Source organism: Pseudomonas sp. HLT2-19-2, from assembly GCF_054898005.1.
On record NZ_CM142712.1, the window covers coordinates 3,612,622 to 3,628,883 of the forward strand.

The 16,262-nt window shown below is 57.3% G+C and carries 14 protein-coding genes and 3 pseudogenes; 9 read left to right on the top strand and 8 right to left on the bottom strand.

What is annotated here, in order from left to right:
• Nucleotides 1-27: 27 nt before the first annotated feature.
• Nucleotides 28-936, bottom strand: coding sequence for a glutaminase B (gene glsB / locus ACYZTU_RS16840; RefSeq protein ID WP_461964326.1), 909 nt, complete (start codon nucleotides 934-936; stop codon nucleotides 28-30).
• A gap of 387 nt (nucleotides 937-1,323) precedes the next feature.
• Between glsB and ACYZTU_RS16845 the strand changes: the two genes are divergently transcribed.
• From ACYZTU_RS16845 to ACYZTU_RS16855, 3 genes are all read left to right on the top strand, one after another.
• Nucleotides 1,324-1,839, top strand: coding sequence for an HvfX family Cu-binding RiPP maturation protein (locus ACYZTU_RS16845; RefSeq protein ID WP_461964327.1), 516 nt, complete (start codon nucleotides 1,324-1,326; stop codon nucleotides 1,837-1,839).
• Between the two features lie 133 nt (nucleotides 1,840-1,972).
• Nucleotides 1,973-2,671: a dienelactone hydrolase family protein gene (locus ACYZTU_RS16850; RefSeq protein ID WP_461964328.1), complete on the top strand. Its 699-nt coding sequence runs from the start codon at nucleotides 1,973-1,975 to the stop codon at nucleotides 2,669-2,671.
• A gap of 345 nt (nucleotides 2,672-3,016) precedes the next feature.
• Complete coding sequence (locus ACYZTU_RS16855) at nucleotides 3,017-3,502, top strand: adenosine-specific kinase (protein ID WP_461964329.1); 486 nt, start codon at nucleotides 3,017-3,019, stop codon at nucleotides 3,500-3,502.
• Between the two features lie 19 nt (nucleotides 3,503-3,521).
• Here ACYZTU_RS16855 and ACYZTU_RS16860 read toward each other — a convergent pair whose 3' ends face one another.
• Nucleotides 3,522-4,142: a cell wall hydrolase gene (locus ACYZTU_RS16860; protein WP_461964330.1), complete on the bottom strand. Its 621-nt coding sequence runs from the start codon at nucleotides 4,140-4,142 to the stop codon at nucleotides 3,522-3,524.
• Between the two features lie 176 nt (nucleotides 4,143-4,318).
• Between ACYZTU_RS16860 and ACYZTU_RS16865 the strand changes: the two genes are divergently transcribed.
• Nucleotides 4,319-5,170: a CAP domain-containing protein gene (locus ACYZTU_RS16865; RefSeq protein WP_461964331.1), complete on the top strand. Its 852-nt coding sequence runs from the start codon at nucleotides 4,319-4,321 to the stop codon at nucleotides 5,168-5,170.
• 75 nt (nucleotides 5,171-5,245) lie between these two features.
• On the opposite strand, the pseudogene ACYZTU_RS16870 reads toward ACYZTU_RS16865, so the two are convergent.
• Nucleotides 5,246-5,347: pseudogene (locus ACYZTU_RS16870) on the bottom strand (DeoR/GlpR family DNA-binding transcription regulator); the annotation flags it as partial.
• A 248-nt stretch (nucleotides 5,348-5,595) separates the two neighbouring features.
• Between ACYZTU_RS16870 and ACYZTU_RS16875 the strand changes: the two are divergent.
• The 3 genes from ACYZTU_RS16875 (at nucleotide 5,596) to ACYZTU_RS16885 (ending at nucleotide 10,711) form a co-directional block, all read left to right on the top strand.
• Entirely contained in the window at nucleotides 5,596-6,483 is an 888-nt protein-coding gene (locus tag ACYZTU_RS16875; protein ID WP_461964332.1) for a serine hydrolase domain-containing protein, read from the top strand.
• A 140-nt stretch (nucleotides 6,484-6,623) separates the two neighbouring features.
• The gene (gene speF / locus ACYZTU_RS16880) at nucleotides 6,624-8,807 is read left to right on the top strand and encodes an ornithine decarboxylase SpeF (RefSeq protein ID WP_461964333.1); all 2,184 of its coding nucleotides are present in this window, start codon (nucleotides 6,624-6,626) and stop codon (nucleotides 8,805-8,807) included.
• Nucleotides 8,808-9,034: 227 nt separating this feature from the next.
• Entirely contained in the window at nucleotides 9,035-10,711 is a 1,677-nt protein-coding gene (locus ACYZTU_RS16885) for an MFS transporter (protein WP_461964334.1), read from the top strand.
• Between the two features lie 102 nt (nucleotides 10,712-10,813).
• On the opposite strand, the gene ACYZTU_RS16890 is transcribed toward ACYZTU_RS16885, so the two are convergent.
• Genes ACYZTU_RS16890 through ACYZTU_RS16900 form a run of 3 tightly spaced genes read right to left on the bottom strand, consistent with a single transcriptional unit; the run spans nucleotide 10,814 to nucleotide 12,351 of the window.
• A complete protein-coding gene (locus tag ACYZTU_RS16890) occupies nucleotides 10,814-11,236 on the bottom strand; it encodes an HD domain-containing protein (RefSeq protein WP_461964336.1) in 423 nt (140 codons plus the stop codon).
• Nucleotides 11,237-11,261: 25 nt separating this feature from the next.
• On the bottom strand, nucleotides 11,262-11,942 hold the full coding sequence (locus ACYZTU_RS16895; protein WP_461964337.1) for a DUF2268 domain-containing putative Zn-dependent protease: 681 nt from the start codon (nucleotides 11,940-11,942) through the stop codon (nucleotides 11,262-11,264).
• Nucleotides 11,943-11,979: 37 nt separating this feature from the next.
• The gene (locus tag ACYZTU_RS16900) at nucleotides 11,980-12,351 is read right to left on the bottom strand and encodes a PH domain-containing protein (RefSeq protein ID WP_461964339.1); all 372 of its coding nucleotides are present in this window, start codon (nucleotides 12,349-12,351) and stop codon (nucleotides 11,980-11,982) included.
• Between the two features lie 199 nt (nucleotides 12,352-12,550).
• Here ACYZTU_RS16900 and ACYZTU_RS16905 point away from each other — a divergent pair, with 199 nt between their 5' ends.
• The gene (locus tag ACYZTU_RS16905) at nucleotides 12,551-12,976 is read left to right on the top strand and encodes a hypothetical protein (protein ID WP_461964341.1); all 426 of its coding nucleotides are present in this window, start codon (nucleotides 12,551-12,553) and stop codon (nucleotides 12,974-12,976) included.
• A gap of 4 nt (nucleotides 12,977-12,980) precedes the next feature.
• Here the strand turns inward: ACYZTU_RS16905 and ACYZTU_RS16910 are convergent.
• Nucleotides 12,981-13,103 (bottom strand): annotated as a pseudogene (locus tag ACYZTU_RS16910) (GNAT family N-acetyltransferase); the annotation flags it as partial.
• A gap of 101 nt (nucleotides 13,104-13,204) precedes the next feature.
• Nucleotides 13,205-15,790: a bifunctional diguanylate cyclase/phosphodiesterase gene (locus ACYZTU_RS16915; protein WP_461964343.1), complete on the bottom strand. Its 2,586-nt coding sequence runs from the start codon at nucleotides 15,788-15,790 to the stop codon at nucleotides 13,205-13,207.
• A gap of 243 nt (nucleotides 15,791-16,033) precedes the next feature.
• On the opposite strand from ACYZTU_RS16915, the pseudogene ACYZTU_RS16920 reads away from it, so the two are divergent.
• A pseudogene (locus ACYZTU_RS16920) lies at nucleotides 16,034-16,183 on the top strand (DinB family protein); the annotation flags it as partial.
• Nucleotides 16,184-16,262 lie beyond the last annotated feature (79 nt).

Consider the following 16,262-nt stretch of genomic DNA (forward strand, 5'->3'; position numbering starts at 1 on the left):
GACCACTGTGACCCGGCACCACCGTGTCTAGAACACCGACCAGCCAATGCGCTGACTCAGCAACTCCAGCGCGGCCATGCCCGCGAGGGAGTTGCCGGCGGTGTTCAACTCCGGTGACCAGACGCACACCGTGAATTGCCCCGGCACCACCGCGACAATCCCCCCGCCCACACCACTTTTGCCGGGCAAACCGACGCGATAGGCAAAGTTGCCGGCTTCATCGTAGAGGCCGCTGGTGGCCATGATCGAGTTGACCTGCTGGGTCTGGCGGGCGCTGAGGATCTGTTCGCCGCTGTGTTTGCAGAAACCGTCGTTGGCCAGAAAACAGAACGCCCGGGCCAGATCCACGCAGGTCATGCGTAGCGCGCAATGGCTGAAGTAACTGCGCAGCACCGCTTCGACGTCGTTATGGAAATTGCCGAACGATTGCATCAGATAAGCCATCGCAGCGTTGCGCGCGCGATGCAGGTATTCGGACTCGGCGACCTTGCCATCCACCATGACTTGCGGGTTGCCGGACAGCCGGCGGACAAAGTCGCGCATGGACAACGCCGGCGCGGCAAAGCGCGACTGGTTGATGTCGCAGATCACCAGCGCACCGGCGTTAATGAAGGGATTACGCGGGCGCCCGCGCTCAAACTCCAGTTGCACCAGCGAATTGAACGGTTGCCCGGAAGGCTCGTGACCCAGGCGTTCCCAAATGGCTTCGCCGGAATGTTCAATGGCCTGCACCAGACTGAACACCTTGGACATACTCTGCACCGAGAACGGCGTGTGGGCATCGCCGGCGCAATACAGTTCGCCGTCATTGCCATACACCGCAATGCCCAGCTGATCGGCCGGCACCGTGCCAAGGGCGGGAATGTAGTCAGCCACCTTGCCCTGGCCGATCAAGGGGCGTACCGCGTCAAGGATCTCGTTCAACAGCGCTTGCATGCCAGGTTCCGAAGTCTCGCCCCATGGGATTGCGGGGACACTGACGCTAGACGCCGCTGGTCGGTGCTGGATCACACGCTCTCAAAAACACCGCTCCCACAAGGGATCAGTGATTTACGTATCAGAGTGTATACAGCCGCGCCCCCGACACACCCAGCCCCTAAAACCCCGCGCCAAAGACACATCGCAGATACACCTGTTTGATGAACTGTGCCTGTCGATTGGCCACGCCGGTCAAAGCGCTCAACTCACTCAATGCTACGGAGTATCACCATGTTCAAGCTCTCGACTTCTTCTTTGACCCTCGGCCTGATCATCGCCGGCAAGTAACCCCTTGCGTGGGGCACGCCGCCGCCCCACTCCCCTGACTGAACGGAGATCAAGCCCATGACCACCTCACTCTCATCGGCCGTGAAAGGCCTGCACCTGAACCTCGACCGTGCCGGCAGCTGGATCGCGCCGCTGACTCTGCGGGTGTTTCTCGCTTGGGAGTTCTTCGAGTCCGGCCTGGAAAAATTCAATGGCGAAAACTGGTTCGCCGATATTCAGGACAGCTTCCCGTTTCCCTTCAACCACGTTCCGGCCACGCTGAACTGGGAACTGTCGATGTGGGCCGAACTGATCTGCGCCCTTGCCATACTGGTCGGCCTGGGAACGCGGATCTCGGCAATCATTTTGATCGTGGTCACGGTCGTCGCGACCGCTGCCGTTCACTGGCCCGCCGATTGGTCTACACTGAGTGACCTTGCTCAGGGTTACGCCATCAGCAACAAGGGTCACGGCAACTTCAAACTGCCGCTGATCTACCTCGCGGCCTTTATGCCGCTGTTGCTCTCGGGTGCCGGCAAGCTCAGCCTCGATGCGCTGCTGGCTCGATTTTTCTGGCGTCGTAATAATCGCTAAACACCAGCACGTCGATAATGCCTCGCACTCCACAAGAACGGAGCAATCTTAACGTATGCAGGCACTCCTAAGCTTCCAGGCCACACAACCCCAATAAGCCTCACCCCACTCACATGCGAAGACAGGAGCCACCATGAGCGTGACCACCCAATGGATCGAGATCGACAGCCCCGACGGTAAATTCGGCGCTTACCTGGCAATTCCGCACACCCGCAAAGGCCCGGGGATCGTGTTGATCCAGGAAATCTTCGGCGTGAATGAACACATCCGCTCGGTCGTCGAGCAATACGCGGCCGACGGCTATCTGGTGATTGCACCGGACCTGTTCTGGCGCAGTGGCCCGCGCATCGAACTGGGCTACGACGAAGCCGGCTGGAAAAAAGCGGTCGAGTTGATGAACGCCACCGACATCGGCAAGGCGCAAGACGACGTCGGACTAGCCATTGATGCCTTGAAAGCCCAGCCCGGCCTGGACGGCGGCATTGCTTCCATCGGTTACTGCTTTGGCGGCCTGCTCTCGTACCACACCGCCGCCAATGGGCTGGTGGACGTGGCCATCGCCTACTACGGCGGCGGGATCCAGAATCATCTGGACCGGGCCGATGAAATCGAGGTGCCGCTGCTGATGCACTTCGGTGAGCAGGACAGCCACATTTCACTGGAAGCCGTGGAGCAAATCGCCGAGCGTTTCGATACCAACGATAACGTGGAAATTGTCGTGTATCCGGAAGCCGAACATGGCTTCAACTGCTCGCACCGCGACAGCTACAACCAGCGCGCAGCGGTTGAGGCCCATGGCAACACGCTGATCTTTTTGGGGATGGAACTGTAAGCCCAGACAAGCAAAAGGGGACTTCCGAGTCCCCTTTTTTGTATCTGCCGTTAACGACTGATTTCTTCCACCGTACCGGTCACCCAGCGTCGGATGCGCACTGCGCACTGCGCTCATGCACATGAGCCGCCGGAGTACGGTCGATCAATAGGCTTAGCAGTTCCGGACGGTAGTGACCGCGCCGGACTTGCCCATGAAAACGCACTGATGTATCTGCACTGTGTCAGCACCGGGGCCGTTTGTATGTCCAAGTATCCAACGCGGCGGCGATCACAAAACCTATGGGTAGCTATGCTTGATGTGTGGCAAGCCCCTGGTAGCAACATCGTGAAGGAGGCGTTTGAGATGCAACTCATCACGTTGGAAATCGATAAACCGGAAGCGACGAACTTCATCTTGGGTCAGACGCACTTCATCAAGTCCGTCGAGGACATCCACGAAGCATTGGTCAATACCGTGCCAGGCATCCGCTTTGGCGTGGCCTTTTGCGAAGCTTCCGGAAAATGCCTGGTAAGGGGGTCCGGCACCGACACCGCCATGATTGAACTGGCCCAGAAGAATGCGGCAGCCATCGCCGCAGGGCATAGCTTCATCATTTTCCTCGGCGAAGGTTTCTATCCGCTGAACGTGTTGAACACCGTCAAAATGGTGCCAGAGGTGTGCCGTATTTTTTGCGCAACGGCCAACCCGACTGAAGTCGTTCTCGCCGAGACGGAACAAGGGCGAGCGATTCTGGGCGTCGTGGATGGTTTCTGTGCCAGTGGCTTTGAAGACGAGGAAGACATCCTGTGGCGCAAGAACCTGTTGCGGCAGATCGGCTACAAACTTTGAGCACGCTCGTTAAGTAGTTCTAACGCGCCGACCCACCACGCGGCTTATAAAAGAGGAACATCGCGGTCTCGGTGGTCTTGAGGTATCTCCTGGCCCAATTGGGTTTCACATTCCTGTCGTGAAAATAGATCGCGCCATGGGTTCGGTCGTTCAGTTGTTTGTTGAGCGCTTTGCGCGCGATTTCCTTGGCAGTCGCGTATTGGGTTTCTTCCTGGACCTGATCCGAGCGTCCATCACACCACCACGAAAACTGACAATTCTTGCTTTCTGACCCCTGCTTGACCACGGCGCATACTGTTTCCGGAAATCCCTCATGGCCCAATCGGTTCATGACGACGCTGGCGACGGCTTCCATGTCGGCGGGCGATTTGCCTTTGGCTTCCCAGTAAATGGAACGGGCCAGACAGGTAATTGCATCGTCCATGGGCGACTGACCGGCTGGATCTACCGCCTGAACTTCGGATGTGGTGATGGTTTCGGACTTGGGCACCGGTACATCGGAGCCCTTCTCCGCAGCTTTTTGTTCAAGGGCCTCGGCCTTGTCTTCAGCCACTTCCTTTTTTTGCTCCTGCTCAGATGCAGTGGCGTGGCCGAAGACAAGGGTTATTGCGAAGCAGGCGGCTATCCCGATAACTCGCATGATCAACCCTTCCGACTGAACCGGGAGCACGCCACGCTGGGCGACTTTGCTTGATTGTAGTTGCGAAAAGTCATTCCTACAGACAAGCAAAAAAACTGCATTTGGGTGCGAAAAGGCATTGCACTTGCGGGGGTGAAATCGCGCATCATGGGCGCAGTCAGCTCAAGGGGATTACCATGCGTTTCAAATCGTCCGTTACGCGTTTTGCCACGTTGTCACTGAGTCTGTTGTTCGCCGTGAATGCGTTGGCAGTCGACGAGACACAACTGATTGATTCGATCAACCTCTACCGCAGCCAGGTGCAGCGGTGCGCGGGTCAGGTCTCACAGGAACTGCCACCGCTGGCAGGCGATCCACGGTTGGCGCTGTCCGCCACCAGCATCGGCAATCTGCAGCAGGCGATGGCGACCGCGGGTTATCCGATGAAGAACGTACAGGCGATCAGCCTGTCCGGGCCGCGCGATGCGCCGTCGGCGATGAAAGCCATTCAGGAAAGTTTTTGCCAGATCGTGTTGGACCCACAGTTCGTCGATGTCGGCGTGAGCCACCAAGACCGCGAGTGGCGCATCGTGCTGGCACGACCGCTGTTGAGCGCTCGCCTGGGCGACTGGCAGGCGGAAGGCCAGAAGCTGCTGGCCGAGCTAAACGCCGCGCGCACCCAGGCTCGCCAGTGCGGCACGCAATCCTTTGCCGCCACCACGCCACTGACCTGGAACGTCACGCTCGCGACGGCGGCCGAGGAGCACTCCCGGTCAATGGCCAACAACAATTACTTCGATCACAAGGACCGCGATGGTCGTACGCCGGGTGACCGGGCTGAACTGGCGGGTTACAGCGGCGGGCAGATCGGCGAGAACATCACTGCCGGGCAAGACTCTGTGCGCAAGGTGGTCGATGGCTGGGTGTCCAGCGCCGGTCACTGCGCGAACCTGATGAACCCGCAGTACCGGGAGTTGGGGGCTGCGTATGCGGTAGATCCGAAGAGTGATTCGGGGATTTACTGGACGGCAATGTTCGGGACGCCATAAACGCACGGTTTTTTTTGCAGGGTCATCCATAGCGATTGGACGACCTGCCAAGTCGCGAAGTACTGATGGGGCGCTTCACGTATCCGCCTGCACCACCTCGATCCCGAGCTTTTGATAGTCCTCGACATTACCCGACGCCACAGGGCGCTCGGTGATCACCGCTCCCAGTTTGTCGGCAAAGCGCGGGATAAACACAAACCAACCGGATATCAATTCTTTCGATGATTCATATCATGAAGCCGAATTTTTTATTTTTTTGTGACCTGCTCAAGATGGCGCCATCACACATGCTTTGGATGAAAACTTCATGAATCTAAATTTTGCCTTTGCGTGCATGATCGTCGTCTCGTTTGCGATTGCGTTGGGGCACGCTTGATCAGCGGGAACCTAGGCGATACGCACCTTCCTCCCTCCAGAGTCGACTGATGCTTTTTTCCCTTGTATCGAACGGCTTGCTTCTCACGCCTGAACAGCCTGATACAGCTGTGCCCTGGTGGAGCTTTACCAAAACTGTGCTCGCCGCCACCGCGCTGTCGCTGGTACGTGACGGCTTGATCGACCTCGACGACACCGTTGCTGAAGGCCCCTTCACGCTGCGCCAATTGCTGCGGCACGAGGCCGGGCTGGCGGATTATGGCGAGCTCGCCGACTACCACAACGCCGTTGCCCACCATGAGACGCCCTGGTCGCCCGATGAAATGCTGCAACGCCTGGATGCCAGCCAGCTGCGCTACGCACCGGGGAACGGTTGGCGCTATTCGAACGTCGGCTACCTGTTCGTCGTGCGACTGATTGAACGCGTGACGGGGCGCACGCTTGAAGAAGCGCTGGCGGAGCGTGTGTTCGCCCCCCTCGGTTTATCTCGCGTACGCCTCGCCAAAGCGCCAGCCGATCTGGAGAGCGTGAACAGGGGCAGCGCGCCAACCTACGACCCCGGCTGGGTCTATCATGGCTTGCTCGTCGGCCCACTTGAGGAAGCCGCGCTTTGTCTGGACGGTCTGTTGGCCGGCAACCTTCTGCCAAACGCGCTGCTGCAAGCGATGCAAACGGCACGCGTACTCGGCGGCCCGATTCCCGGACGCCCTTGGATGTCTGCGGGTTACGGCCTCGGACTGATGCAGGGCGCGGTGGCAGGCGGCCTGATCTTGAGCGGACACACCGGCGGCGGTCCGGGCAGCGAAGTGGCGGTCTATCGCTGCGTTAATGGCGACGACACGGCAAGTTGCGCTGTCTTTCATGAAGGCGCCAACGAAGGTGTTGCCGAAGCAGACGTTGTCGAGCGCCTGTCGGCGGTCCTTGGGGAAAGCCGGTAGAAAAACCATAACCCCTGCCAAACATGGTCTATAACCAGTGTCGACATGATTTGGATCAGGGGACCTTGAAGGCTCCCTCGGTAAATTGATCTCTTTAAAAACAACGGACAAGTGAGTGTCCGCTAGGAGATTCCCCCCGCATGAAAACCTTGAAAATAGCCGCCAGTGATTCCGCGTTCGATTGTTTCCACACCTCCCGAGAAGTGATTTCGCTCAATCAAACCGACTATACCGACGTCGCGGTTGCGGTGTTCTCTGTCGAGGATGTGATGGCTGGCGCCCTGGATGCCCTGCAGCGTACCGGTTTCGATATTCCCATTTTCCTCGTCGCCTCTCCCGGTTCCGACAACCGCGCTCGGGATGTCTACAAGCACCTGCAGGAGGTATTGCTTCAGGTAAATGGCATTTTTGACCCCTCGCGCAACAACGCCCAATACCATGGCAACCAACTGGAGACAGCTGCAAAAGCCTATGAAGAAAGTCTCCTGCCGCCCTTCTTCGACGCGCTCAAGCACTACACCGAATCGGCCAACGCTACGTTCGCCTGCCCTGGCCACCAGGGCGGTCAGTTTTTCCGCAAACACCCGGCTGGCCGGCAGTTCTTCGACTTCTTCGGCGAGACCCTGTTTCGCGCCGACATGTGCAACGCCGACGTCAAGCTCGGCGACTTGCTGATCCATGAAGGCCCGGCACTCCTGGCGCAAAAACACGCGGCACAGGTGTTCAACGCCGACAAGACCTACTTCGTACTCAATGGCACGTCCGCCTCCAACAAGGTGGTCACCAACGCGTTGCTCACCCCTGGCGACCTGGTGCTGTTCGACCGCAACAACCACAAATCCATTCATCAAGGTGCATTGATCCAGGCCGGGGCTACCCCGGTTTACCTGGAAACCGCGCGCAACCCCTATGGTTTCATCGGCGGGATTGACGCCCATTGTTTCGAAGAAGATTACCTGCGCGAACTCATCAGCGAAGTCGCACCGGACAAGGCCCAACTGCCACGGCCGTTTCGCCTGGCGATCATTCAGCTGGGCACCTATGACGGCACCATCTACAACGCCAGACAAGTCGTCGATCGCATCGGCAAACTGTGCGACTACATCCTGTTTGACTCGGCGTGGGTGGGCTACGAACAGTTCATTCCGATGATGAAGGATTGCTCGCCGCTGCTGCTTGACCTGCATGAAAACGACCCTGGCATATTTGTCACTCAATCGGTGCACAAACAGCAGGCGGGATTTTCCCAGGCTTCGCAAATCCACAAGAAAGATCACCATATCAAGGGCCAGGCCCGTTATTGCAGCCATGCACGACTGAACAACGCCTTCATGTCCCAAGCGTCTACCAGCCCTTTTTACCCGCTGTTCGCCTCACTGGATGTCAACGCGCGCATCCATTCCGGGCGCAGTGGCCAGCGGCTGTGGGAAGACTGCGTGAAGTTCGGTATTGATGCGCGCAAGTTGATTCTGGAAGCGTGCATTATGGTCCGTCCATTCGTGCCGGACACCATTGACGGTCGCCCCTGGCAGGACCATCCGACTGAGGACATTGCCAACGACATCCGGTTTTTCGAGTTCCATCCGAAGGATCGCTGGCACGCGTTCGGCGGTTACGCCGACAAGCAATACTTCATCGACCCCTGCAAGTTGCTGTTCACCACGCCAGGTATCGACCCGGTCGATGGCAGCTACACCGACTTCGGTATCCATGCCGGCATCCTCGCCAACTTCCTGCGGGAAAATGGCATCGTTCCGGAAAAATGCGACCTGAACTCGATTCTGTTCCTGCTCACCCCGGCCGAAGACTGGGCGAAGATGACCCACCTTGCCTCTCAGATCGCGCGTTTCGAACGCTTCATCAGCGATGACGCGCCGATGAGCCGGGTGTTGCCGGCCATCTATGCGCAGCACCAGGAGCGCTATCGCAACTACACCATTCGTCAACTCTGCCAGGAGATGCACGACCTCTACCGTGCCCACAACGTCCAGCAATTGCAGAAGGCGATGTTCCGCAAAGAACACTTCCCGAAAAAGGCCATGAACCCTCAGGCAGCACAGTTCGAATTCATCCGTGGCAACGTCGAATTGGTGGCGCTGGCAGACGCCGAGGGTCGCATCGCTGCCGAAGGCGCCCTTCCCTATCCGCCCGGCGTGCTTTGCGTAGTGCCCGGGGAAATATGGGGGGGTGCAGTGCTCAAGTACTTCCTGGCGCTGGAGGAAGGTATCAACTCACTGCCTGGCTTCACGCCGGAACTACAGGGCGTGTACTTGAAACAGGAAGGTGGCCGCATTCGCGCCTATGGGTACGTGATCAAGACTTGAGTCTTCACGCCTCCAGCGGCGTTTCACCCTGGGGTTAAGCGTGATTGCGAGTGGATATCTGCGCGAAGCCAATTATGCTTCAAGAAACCTTGCAGCGATGCGAGGCCGTCAGCCTGTGTGCATGCTTCGCGCAATTCGTCATCGACGACATCAGCCCCAGGGCCTGGGTGCGGCAAAAAGGTAGTGAGGTACTCCGGCCTACAACAAGAGCAAGACGGAGAAGACTCATGGCCGCAATCGACAACACTCCCACGGGCAGCGCGCCCCGCCACGGGATGACCAAGGAGGAGCGCAAGGTCATTTTCGCTTCGTCTCTGGGCACCGTGTTCGAGTGGTACGACTTCTACCTTTACGGCTCTCTCGCCGCGATTATTGCGAAGCACTTCTTCGCCGGCGTCAATGAGACAACGTCCTTCATCTTCGCGCTGCTCGCATTCGCCGCGGGGTTCGCCGTACGCCCCTTCGGCGCCATCGTGTTCGGCCGACTGGGCGACATGATCGGGCGCAAGCATACCTTTCTCATCACCATTGTGATCATGGGTATCTCCACGGCCATCGTGGGCTTTTTGCCCGGCTATGCGACCATCGGTGTGGCGGCGCCGATCATCCTGATCACCCTGCGCCTGCTGCAAGGCCTGGCCCTGGGTGGTGAGTATGGCGGCGCGGCGACTTACGTGGCCGAGCACGCGCCGAAAGGCAAGCGCGGCTACTTCACCTCGTGGATCCAGACCACCGCGACCCTCGGCCTGTTCCTTTCGCTGCTGGTGATCCTCGCCTGCCGCACCCTCCTCGGCACCGAAGCCTTCGAGGCCTGGGGCTGGCGGATCCCCTTCCTGCTGTCGATCCTGCTGCTGATCGTCTCGGTGTACATCCGCCTGCAACTCAGCGAGTCGCCGGTGTTTTTGAAGATGAAAGCCGAAGGCAAGTCCTCCAAGGCACCGCTGACCGAATCCTTCGCCCGCTGGGATAACCTTAAGATCGTGATCATGGCCCTGCTCGGCGGCACTGCCGGCCAGGCCGTCGTCTGGTACACCGGGCAGTTCTATGCGCTGTTCTTCCTGCTGCAGACGCTGAAGATCGACCCGCAGACCGCCAACTTGCTGATTGCCGGCTCCCTGCTGATCGGCACGCCGTTCTTCGTCATATTCGGCAGCCTGTCCGACCGCATCGGCCGCAAAGGGATCATCATGGCCGGCTGCATTATCGCAGCGCTGACTTACTTTCCGATCTTCCATGCGTTGACCCAATACGGAAACCCCGACGTGTTCATCGCGCAGGAGAAGAACCCGGTCACGGTGATCGCCGATCCTGACCAGTGCTCGTTCCAGTTCGACCCGGTGGGCAAGGCCAAATTCACCAGCTCCTGCGACCTCGCCAAGACGGTGCTGGCGAAGAGGGCCATCCCCTACAAGAACGAGAAGGCTGAGCCTGGCGCCGTCGCGCAGGTCCGCATCGGCAACAAAGTGATCCCGAGCTTCGAGGGCACCGGCATGCCGGCCGCCGACTTCAAGACTCGCAACGACGCCTTCACCGCCACCCTCGGCACTGCCCTCAAGGACGCCGGCTACCCCGAGAAGGCCGACCCGGCCAAGACCAACTATCCGATGGTGCTGCTGCTCCTGACCATCCTGGTGATCTACGTGACCATGGTCTACGGCCCGATCGCCGCCTGGCTGGTGGAGCTCTTCCCAGCGCGCATCCGCTACACCTCGATGTCGCTGCCGTACCACATCGGCAATGGATGGTTCGGCGGCTTTCTGCCCACGGTGGCATTCGCCATGGTCGCGGCCACGGGTGATATCTACTACGGGCTGTGGTACCCCATCGTCATCGCGGTGATGACGGCGATTCTTGGCATCTTCTTCCTGCCGGAAACCAAGGATCGGGAAATTCATCACACCTAGGCGGGCATCTGCCCTCTCTCGCAAGGGAGAGGGCAATCCTTCCGTATGTAGTGTGTTGTAGGGAAATGGAGGAAATGGGGACGGATCTATTTGTTCGGCTCGTTACGAGCGCAACACGCCAATCGCCCGCCGATATTTTTCAATGCGCTCCAGGTCTTCCCACGACGGCTGCGCAATCCGTGACAGATCGCTGTTCTCTTCCAGGTCCGCCAGTTTCACCACCCGCCCAATCGGGTTCTGCGCCGCGCGTTCGACGAAGGCCTCATAGGACTCACCCGGCACTTTAGTGACCGATTCGATGGCTGTCAGAACGACTTCGCTGAACCCTTCCTTGCGCAGGTCATCAAGGCTGATGCGGCAGTCTTCGACCACGTCATGCAGCACCGCGACGATGCGCTCTTCCAGCGTCGTAACCCGCAACATGACTTTCAGCGGATGCAGAATGTAAGGGTTTGCGCCCTTGTCGACCTGCCCCGCGTGCGCGGTGGCGGCGATGGCAATGGCGCGCTCCAGTGTTTGAGTCATCTCGCAGCTCCCAGGTTTGAATGCTTTAACGGTCGTTGGGCTTGAGCAACACAAGGCCTTCCTCAAGCGCTGAGGCGACAATATTTTGTGCGGGTACGTTGGTCCAGGTTGAAGCATCGATTTCGCCCATTGACGCAAGCCAGCGCCCAACCATCTGATAACCGAGCGTATAGCCAAGCCATTTTGGGTGAGCACCAAAACCGAAGAACCACTCTGCGTGATTGTAGTTCGTGGACTCAAGGGTCTTCAGGTCTACAGGTGAGCGCAGCAGATCGGCGCAGGTGACGGCACACTCCCAAGGCTCTGGGTCGTTACCGAGCAAATGCCGGACAAACTGTCCGGCAAGTCCCTCGCTGACCAAGGCTTCTCCTAACGTCCAACCGTAGCCAGGGCCCGCCATGCGCAAGCAATGATGGACTTCATGGACAATCTGTCGATGCAGCGCGCCAGTGCGCAGACTTGGCAATAAATTCGGGTTGTCTGGATCGATGGTCATCGTAAACATTGAGCTTCGATAAGCTCGTCCCACGAGGCCCATTTCAGGAATCGTCTCGCCAGGGAGCCTCTGAATCAACACATCTAGTCTCGGAGGGGTAATCAGACGAGAGATCGTCTTGTAAGCGGCGTCAAATTCGCCGATCAAATCGGAGCGAAGTTCGGCAAGGCTCCCCGAGGCTTCCAGCCAATGCAGTGTCCATGCTTCCATTGTTGCCTCTGAAAAGTTGCCACGAAGTCTAAAAAACTCAGCCCAACAGATGCATTGAGATGAGTTTCGAAATCTCGACCATCGACGTCTTCCCGGTGAATTCAAACTTCACTTTGCCCAGCGCGGAAAAGTAGATTTCCAGTTCAGAGTCCAAGTCAAAGGTGCCCGAGGTTTCCACGGAGTAAGCGACGATGTTTTTGTAAGGTAAAGAAGTGAAGTCTTTTTTGCTGCCGGTGATGCCTTGTACGTTGACCGCGATGATTCGTTTATTGGTAAACACCACGCCGTCGCGCATGGATTTATAGGCATCAATGACTTGCTCGCCGTCCAGCAGCAGCGCGGTGACTCGCTCCGCGTACTCGTTGTTTTGCTTGAGCTTGAAGAAGCCTTTGTTGTTGAAATCGATCATCCGCCATTCCTTTCCTTGAAGAGTGTTCCCTGGATTGCCAGCACGTGGCGCAGCGAGCATACCATCGGGTCTTCGTTTTTTGCGCCCCCTCCCGCAGCGGGCTTATAAAACGAATTGAACCCCGCGCCTCATCGCGTTTTCGAAACCCTAGTAAGCACGATCCTTGATCAAGTAAAGCGCCACTGGAGAGGAAATCCCGATGAACAGTAGACTTCTGTTTCTGCTTGCCAGCCTGAGTCCCACCCTGGTCATGGCTGAAGGCTGTGACGTGCTGACCCGCTCTCAAAGCCCTTCCGTTCCGGTGGTGGAATCTCATAGCTGCTATGAGTACGAAGGCATGCCGGTGAACGCCATCGATTGGTCATGCAGCAACGAGAGCAAAGACATGCTGGCCAGCACCAAGAAAAAAGTCGAACAGTGCGCCGATCATTCTCAGGCCACGTGTATCGCGACGTTGACGCAAGAATCGCTGGCCAACCCTCACTCAACCAGCAAGGACAAGAACAGCAAATCGCTGAATATTCCCGACAATGCTCAAGTGACTACGTATTACTACAACGCCGAGCATTTGAGTCAGGCGAAGATTGATTGCGAGTCGGGCGGTGGTCACTGGAAAGCGAAGTAGCTGTTCAAGTCCGTAACAGCCTCTTCACCATCGGAATGCAAGCGAGTTGCAGGCCGGAGGGCGACTGGTAAATAGCCGTCTGTTCACCGACGAAACCGCATCGCCGGTAGAACTGAGCAGCGTTTAACGGATTGATAGCACCACACTATGGAATACTCTTCATTAATGCGATTCCATGAGATGAGTCCAGGTCATTTGGCACTCTATGCCTGTCGTCTGTACTGCGCCTTACACGTTGCTTTTAATACCTGTACTTTCTCTGACTCCCACCAAAGCGTTGAACGCGCAATAATCGAGCGGCCGGCTCAAGAAATAGCCTTGACCTTCGTCACACGACACCGCTTTCAGTAACTTCAGATGCTCGGCTGTTTCAATGCCCTCTGCGGTAACGGTGAGCGACAACGCGCGGCCCAAGCCCACGATGGCCTGGATGATCGACTTGTCACCCTCGCTTTCACCCAGCCTGTTTAAAAAGCTGCGGTCTATTTTCAGGCCATCGAATGGGAAGGCGCGCAGGTAGCTCAGCGAAGAATATCCCGTTCCGAAGTCGTCCATGGATATGCGCACGCCGAGGCGTTTGAGCGTACGCATTATCTCAAGCGCACCTTCAGCATCTTCGAGCATGACGCTTTCGGTAATTTCCAGCTCTACTCGGGCAGGATCGATTCCAGAGTCGAAGAGTATTTTCTGGAGGCGTTCTACCAAATTGCCTCGCTTGAATTCGATGGGCGAAAGGTTAATCGATACGAACAGACTTTCCGGCCACCGCGCGGCGTATCTGCAGGCGGTATCGATGACCCAGTTGCTCATGGAAAGAATCAGCCCGCTTTCTTCCGCAATCGGGATGAACGTGTCGGGTGATATCAAACCACGCTCAGGATGTTGCCACCGTACCAACGCCTCGGCACCGACCATCTGACCGTCAGCAATGCGATAGCGCGGTTGGAAATGCAACCGCAGCTCTCCGTATTTGATCGCAAAACGCAGGTCGCTTTCCAAACGGCGGCGCTCAATGATCTTCGCGTTCATATCGCCTGCGTAAAAGCGCCATGTATTACGACCGCCGGCCTTGGCTTCGTACAACGCAATATCCGCATAGCGAAGCAGCTCCGTAGCCTCGCGAGCGTCATTTGGCGCCATTGCAATGCCAATACTGGCGCTGACGAACACTTCCTGCTCATCGATCTCGATAGGTCGCTCGATGGACTCGATCAGGCGGCGACTTAGCGCCTCGACTTCTTCCTGGGAGCTCACATCGGTCAGGATCAGGACAAACTCATCACCTCCGACCCGGGCGACAAGGTCGCCGTGGCGCACGCAGTCGGCCAGGCGGCTCGATACTTCGCTAAGTACCCGATCACCTGCCGCATGCCCCAACAGGTCATTCACCGGTTTGAATCGATCCAGGTCCAGACTGAGCATGACCAGAGGTTGTTTTACCGTTGGCAAAGCCTTGAGTTTACCGTCAAGAAACTCCTGAAGCCGTGTCCTGTTTGGCAACCCGGTAAGCGCGTCATGCTGTGAGAGAAATTCGATTCTGCGACGGGCTTCGACTTCCTCGGTGACATCAGTTGCAGTACCCCGAAATCCTCCACCGGCCATTTCTCGCGACGAAAGACGCGTGATTCTCTCTTGGCCTTTAGTATCGACGTAGCGGCACTGAACACTGATATCCGGGCGACGGTTCGGGATGCTGAGCCACTGAGATAACGTGCCTGATTCGGTGCTCAGCAGATCATCCATCGCCGCACCAATCCAAGCCTCCCTGGAGAGCCCTGTCACATCCTCAAATCGCTCGGATAGATAGGTGAAATGCCAATCAGCGTCTATTTCCCATACCCAGTCTGAGCTGGCTTCAACGACATCGCGAAAGCGCGCTTCGCTGGTGGCGAGGGCACCCTGACTGCTTTGCAGTGATGTGTAGCTGGCGTCAAGTGCCTGCGCACCTGCGGTCGTGCGACGCAAAATGGCCCAGGTCATCAGGCACATCAAGAGCGCGGCGATGCCGATCAATGGCAAGCCTAGTCCCAATAACCGAAGACCTGGCCTGGACGGACTCCAGTGCACACTACCGGCAGTACCGTTCTCGCCCAATGGAAAGACAGACGTTTTGCCGATTTCGTCAGAAGTGGCGACGCGCAGGCCATTCACCCCGTAATCCCTGCCTATCATCTCGAGTTTGGCGCTGTCCAGAATGTCGACGAACATCAACACCGACGGCGACCTGTCATCAGGCACCACTGTCGGGTCAGTTCCCGGCGTAATCGCCGCTGCCGCGACCAAGGCTGGAACGCCTCCAACGACAATGAAGGCGGTTGTCGGCGTTTCCGTTTCCGCGCCTTCACGAGCCTTTACGAGAATCGCGTCAATGGACTGCTCGAGCCACTCCTCGACTTCAACCGTTTTCAACTCACCCTTGAGCACAGAGTGAACAGTGCGATTGACGTCGTTGATGACAAACACGCCCGCAAATCCAAAATCCGTGTAAAGCGTTGTCCCGACGTTTTGTCGTACGTACGCCCAGTCAGCGTCCATTTCAACATGCAGGTGCTTGTAAGCATCGCCCCAAAATGCGTAATCCTTGACGGTCGACCGCAGCGATTTTTCCAGCGATTGCATGGCCATCTTCGTGTAGAAAGCACTTTCGACCTCCTCCGTTCGGTCTAAATCATGCGCAAGATAAACAAGTGAATAGCTGGCAAGGAAAAAAACGCCTGCCAAGAGACTTGCAAACTTGAACAGAGAAGCGCGTGCCAGCGATACGCTTGAACGATCAATCGGTGTGCGGGGGATAGAAGGGAGATTGTTCGACATAGATTCCCGCTGGTCGTTGAGGCAAGTCGGCTGCATCTCAAGCTATCGGCTGCAGTTGCTGAAGGGTGAGTGACCATGCGTCACCCGGGCTCATCTCCCCGCTGCCGGTTACAGTTCTCAAGTCCTGCGCTAAGCTTCAGCATCGCCAGCATCCGACCCGCCTGAGCGTCCAGCCCCAACTTGCAAAAGTTAGGCGAGTGCGGCTTGATCGCCTTTAAACATTCACCACATGTCTCGTCGCTGTCCGATAAGGATTTTTACAGCCTGATCATGCATTTTTTCAACCATCAAACCCATCACCGTGGCCAGGTTACTACGCTGCTTTCACAGGCGGGTATTGACGTAGGTGATACAGATTTAGTCTTTCTCATTCCATCCCGATCCTGCGTATAAAAAAAACTCGTCACTACGCACCGGAGCTGTGGCCTGCAGATGCATAACCCGGAACGACCATCAACCTTCGATGTTTAGG

Coding starts and splice junctions, on each gene's coding strand:
- ACYZTU_RS16900 (WP_461964339.1), bottom strand. CDS start 12,351: ATGATCGATTTCAACAACAAAGGCTTCTTCAAGCTCAAGCAAAACAAC.
- ACYZTU_RS16890 (WP_461964336.1), bottom strand. CDS start 11,236: ATGACTCAAACACTGGAGCGCGCCATTGCCATCGCCGCCACCGCGCAC.
- speF (WP_461964333.1), top strand. CDS start 6,624: ATGAAAACCTTGAAAATAGCCGCCAGTGATTCCGCGTTCGATTGTTTC.
- glsB (WP_461964326.1), bottom strand. CDS start 936: ATGCAAGCGCTGTTGAACGAGATCCTTGACGCGGTACGCCCCTTGATC.
- ACYZTU_RS16895 (WP_461964337.1), bottom strand. CDS start 11,942: ATGGAAGCATGGACACTGCATTGGCTGGAAGCCTCGGGGAGCCTTGCC.
- ACYZTU_RS16850 (WP_461964328.1), top strand. CDS start 1,973: ATGAGCGTGACCACCCAATGGATCGAGATCGACAGCCCCGACGGTAAA.
- ACYZTU_RS16885 (WP_461964334.1), top strand. CDS start 9,035: ATGGCCGCAATCGACAACACTCCCACGGGCAGCGCGCCCCGCCACGGG.
- ACYZTU_RS16905 (WP_461964341.1), top strand. CDS start 12,551: ATGAACAGTAGACTTCTGTTTCTGCTTGCCAGCCTGAGTCCCACCCTG.
- ACYZTU_RS16860 (WP_461964330.1), bottom strand. CDS start 4,142: ATGCGAGTTATCGGGATAGCCGCCTGCTTCGCAATAACCCTTGTCTTC.
- ACYZTU_RS16845 (WP_461964327.1), top strand. CDS start 1,324: ATGACCACCTCACTCTCATCGGCCGTGAAAGGCCTGCACCTGAACCTC.
- ACYZTU_RS16865 (WP_461964331.1), top strand. CDS start 4,319: ATGCGTTTCAAATCGTCCGTTACGCGTTTTGCCACGTTGTCACTGAGT.
- ACYZTU_RS16875 (WP_461964332.1), top strand. CDS start 5,596: ATGCTTTTTTCCCTTGTATCGAACGGCTTGCTTCTCACGCCTGAACAG.
- ACYZTU_RS16915 (WP_461964343.1), bottom strand. CDS start 15,790: ATGTCGAACAATCTCCCTTCTATCCCCCGCACACCGATTGATCGTTCA.
- ACYZTU_RS16855 (WP_461964329.1), top strand. CDS start 3,017: ATGCAACTCATCACGTTGGAAATCGATAAACCGGAAGCGACGAACTTC.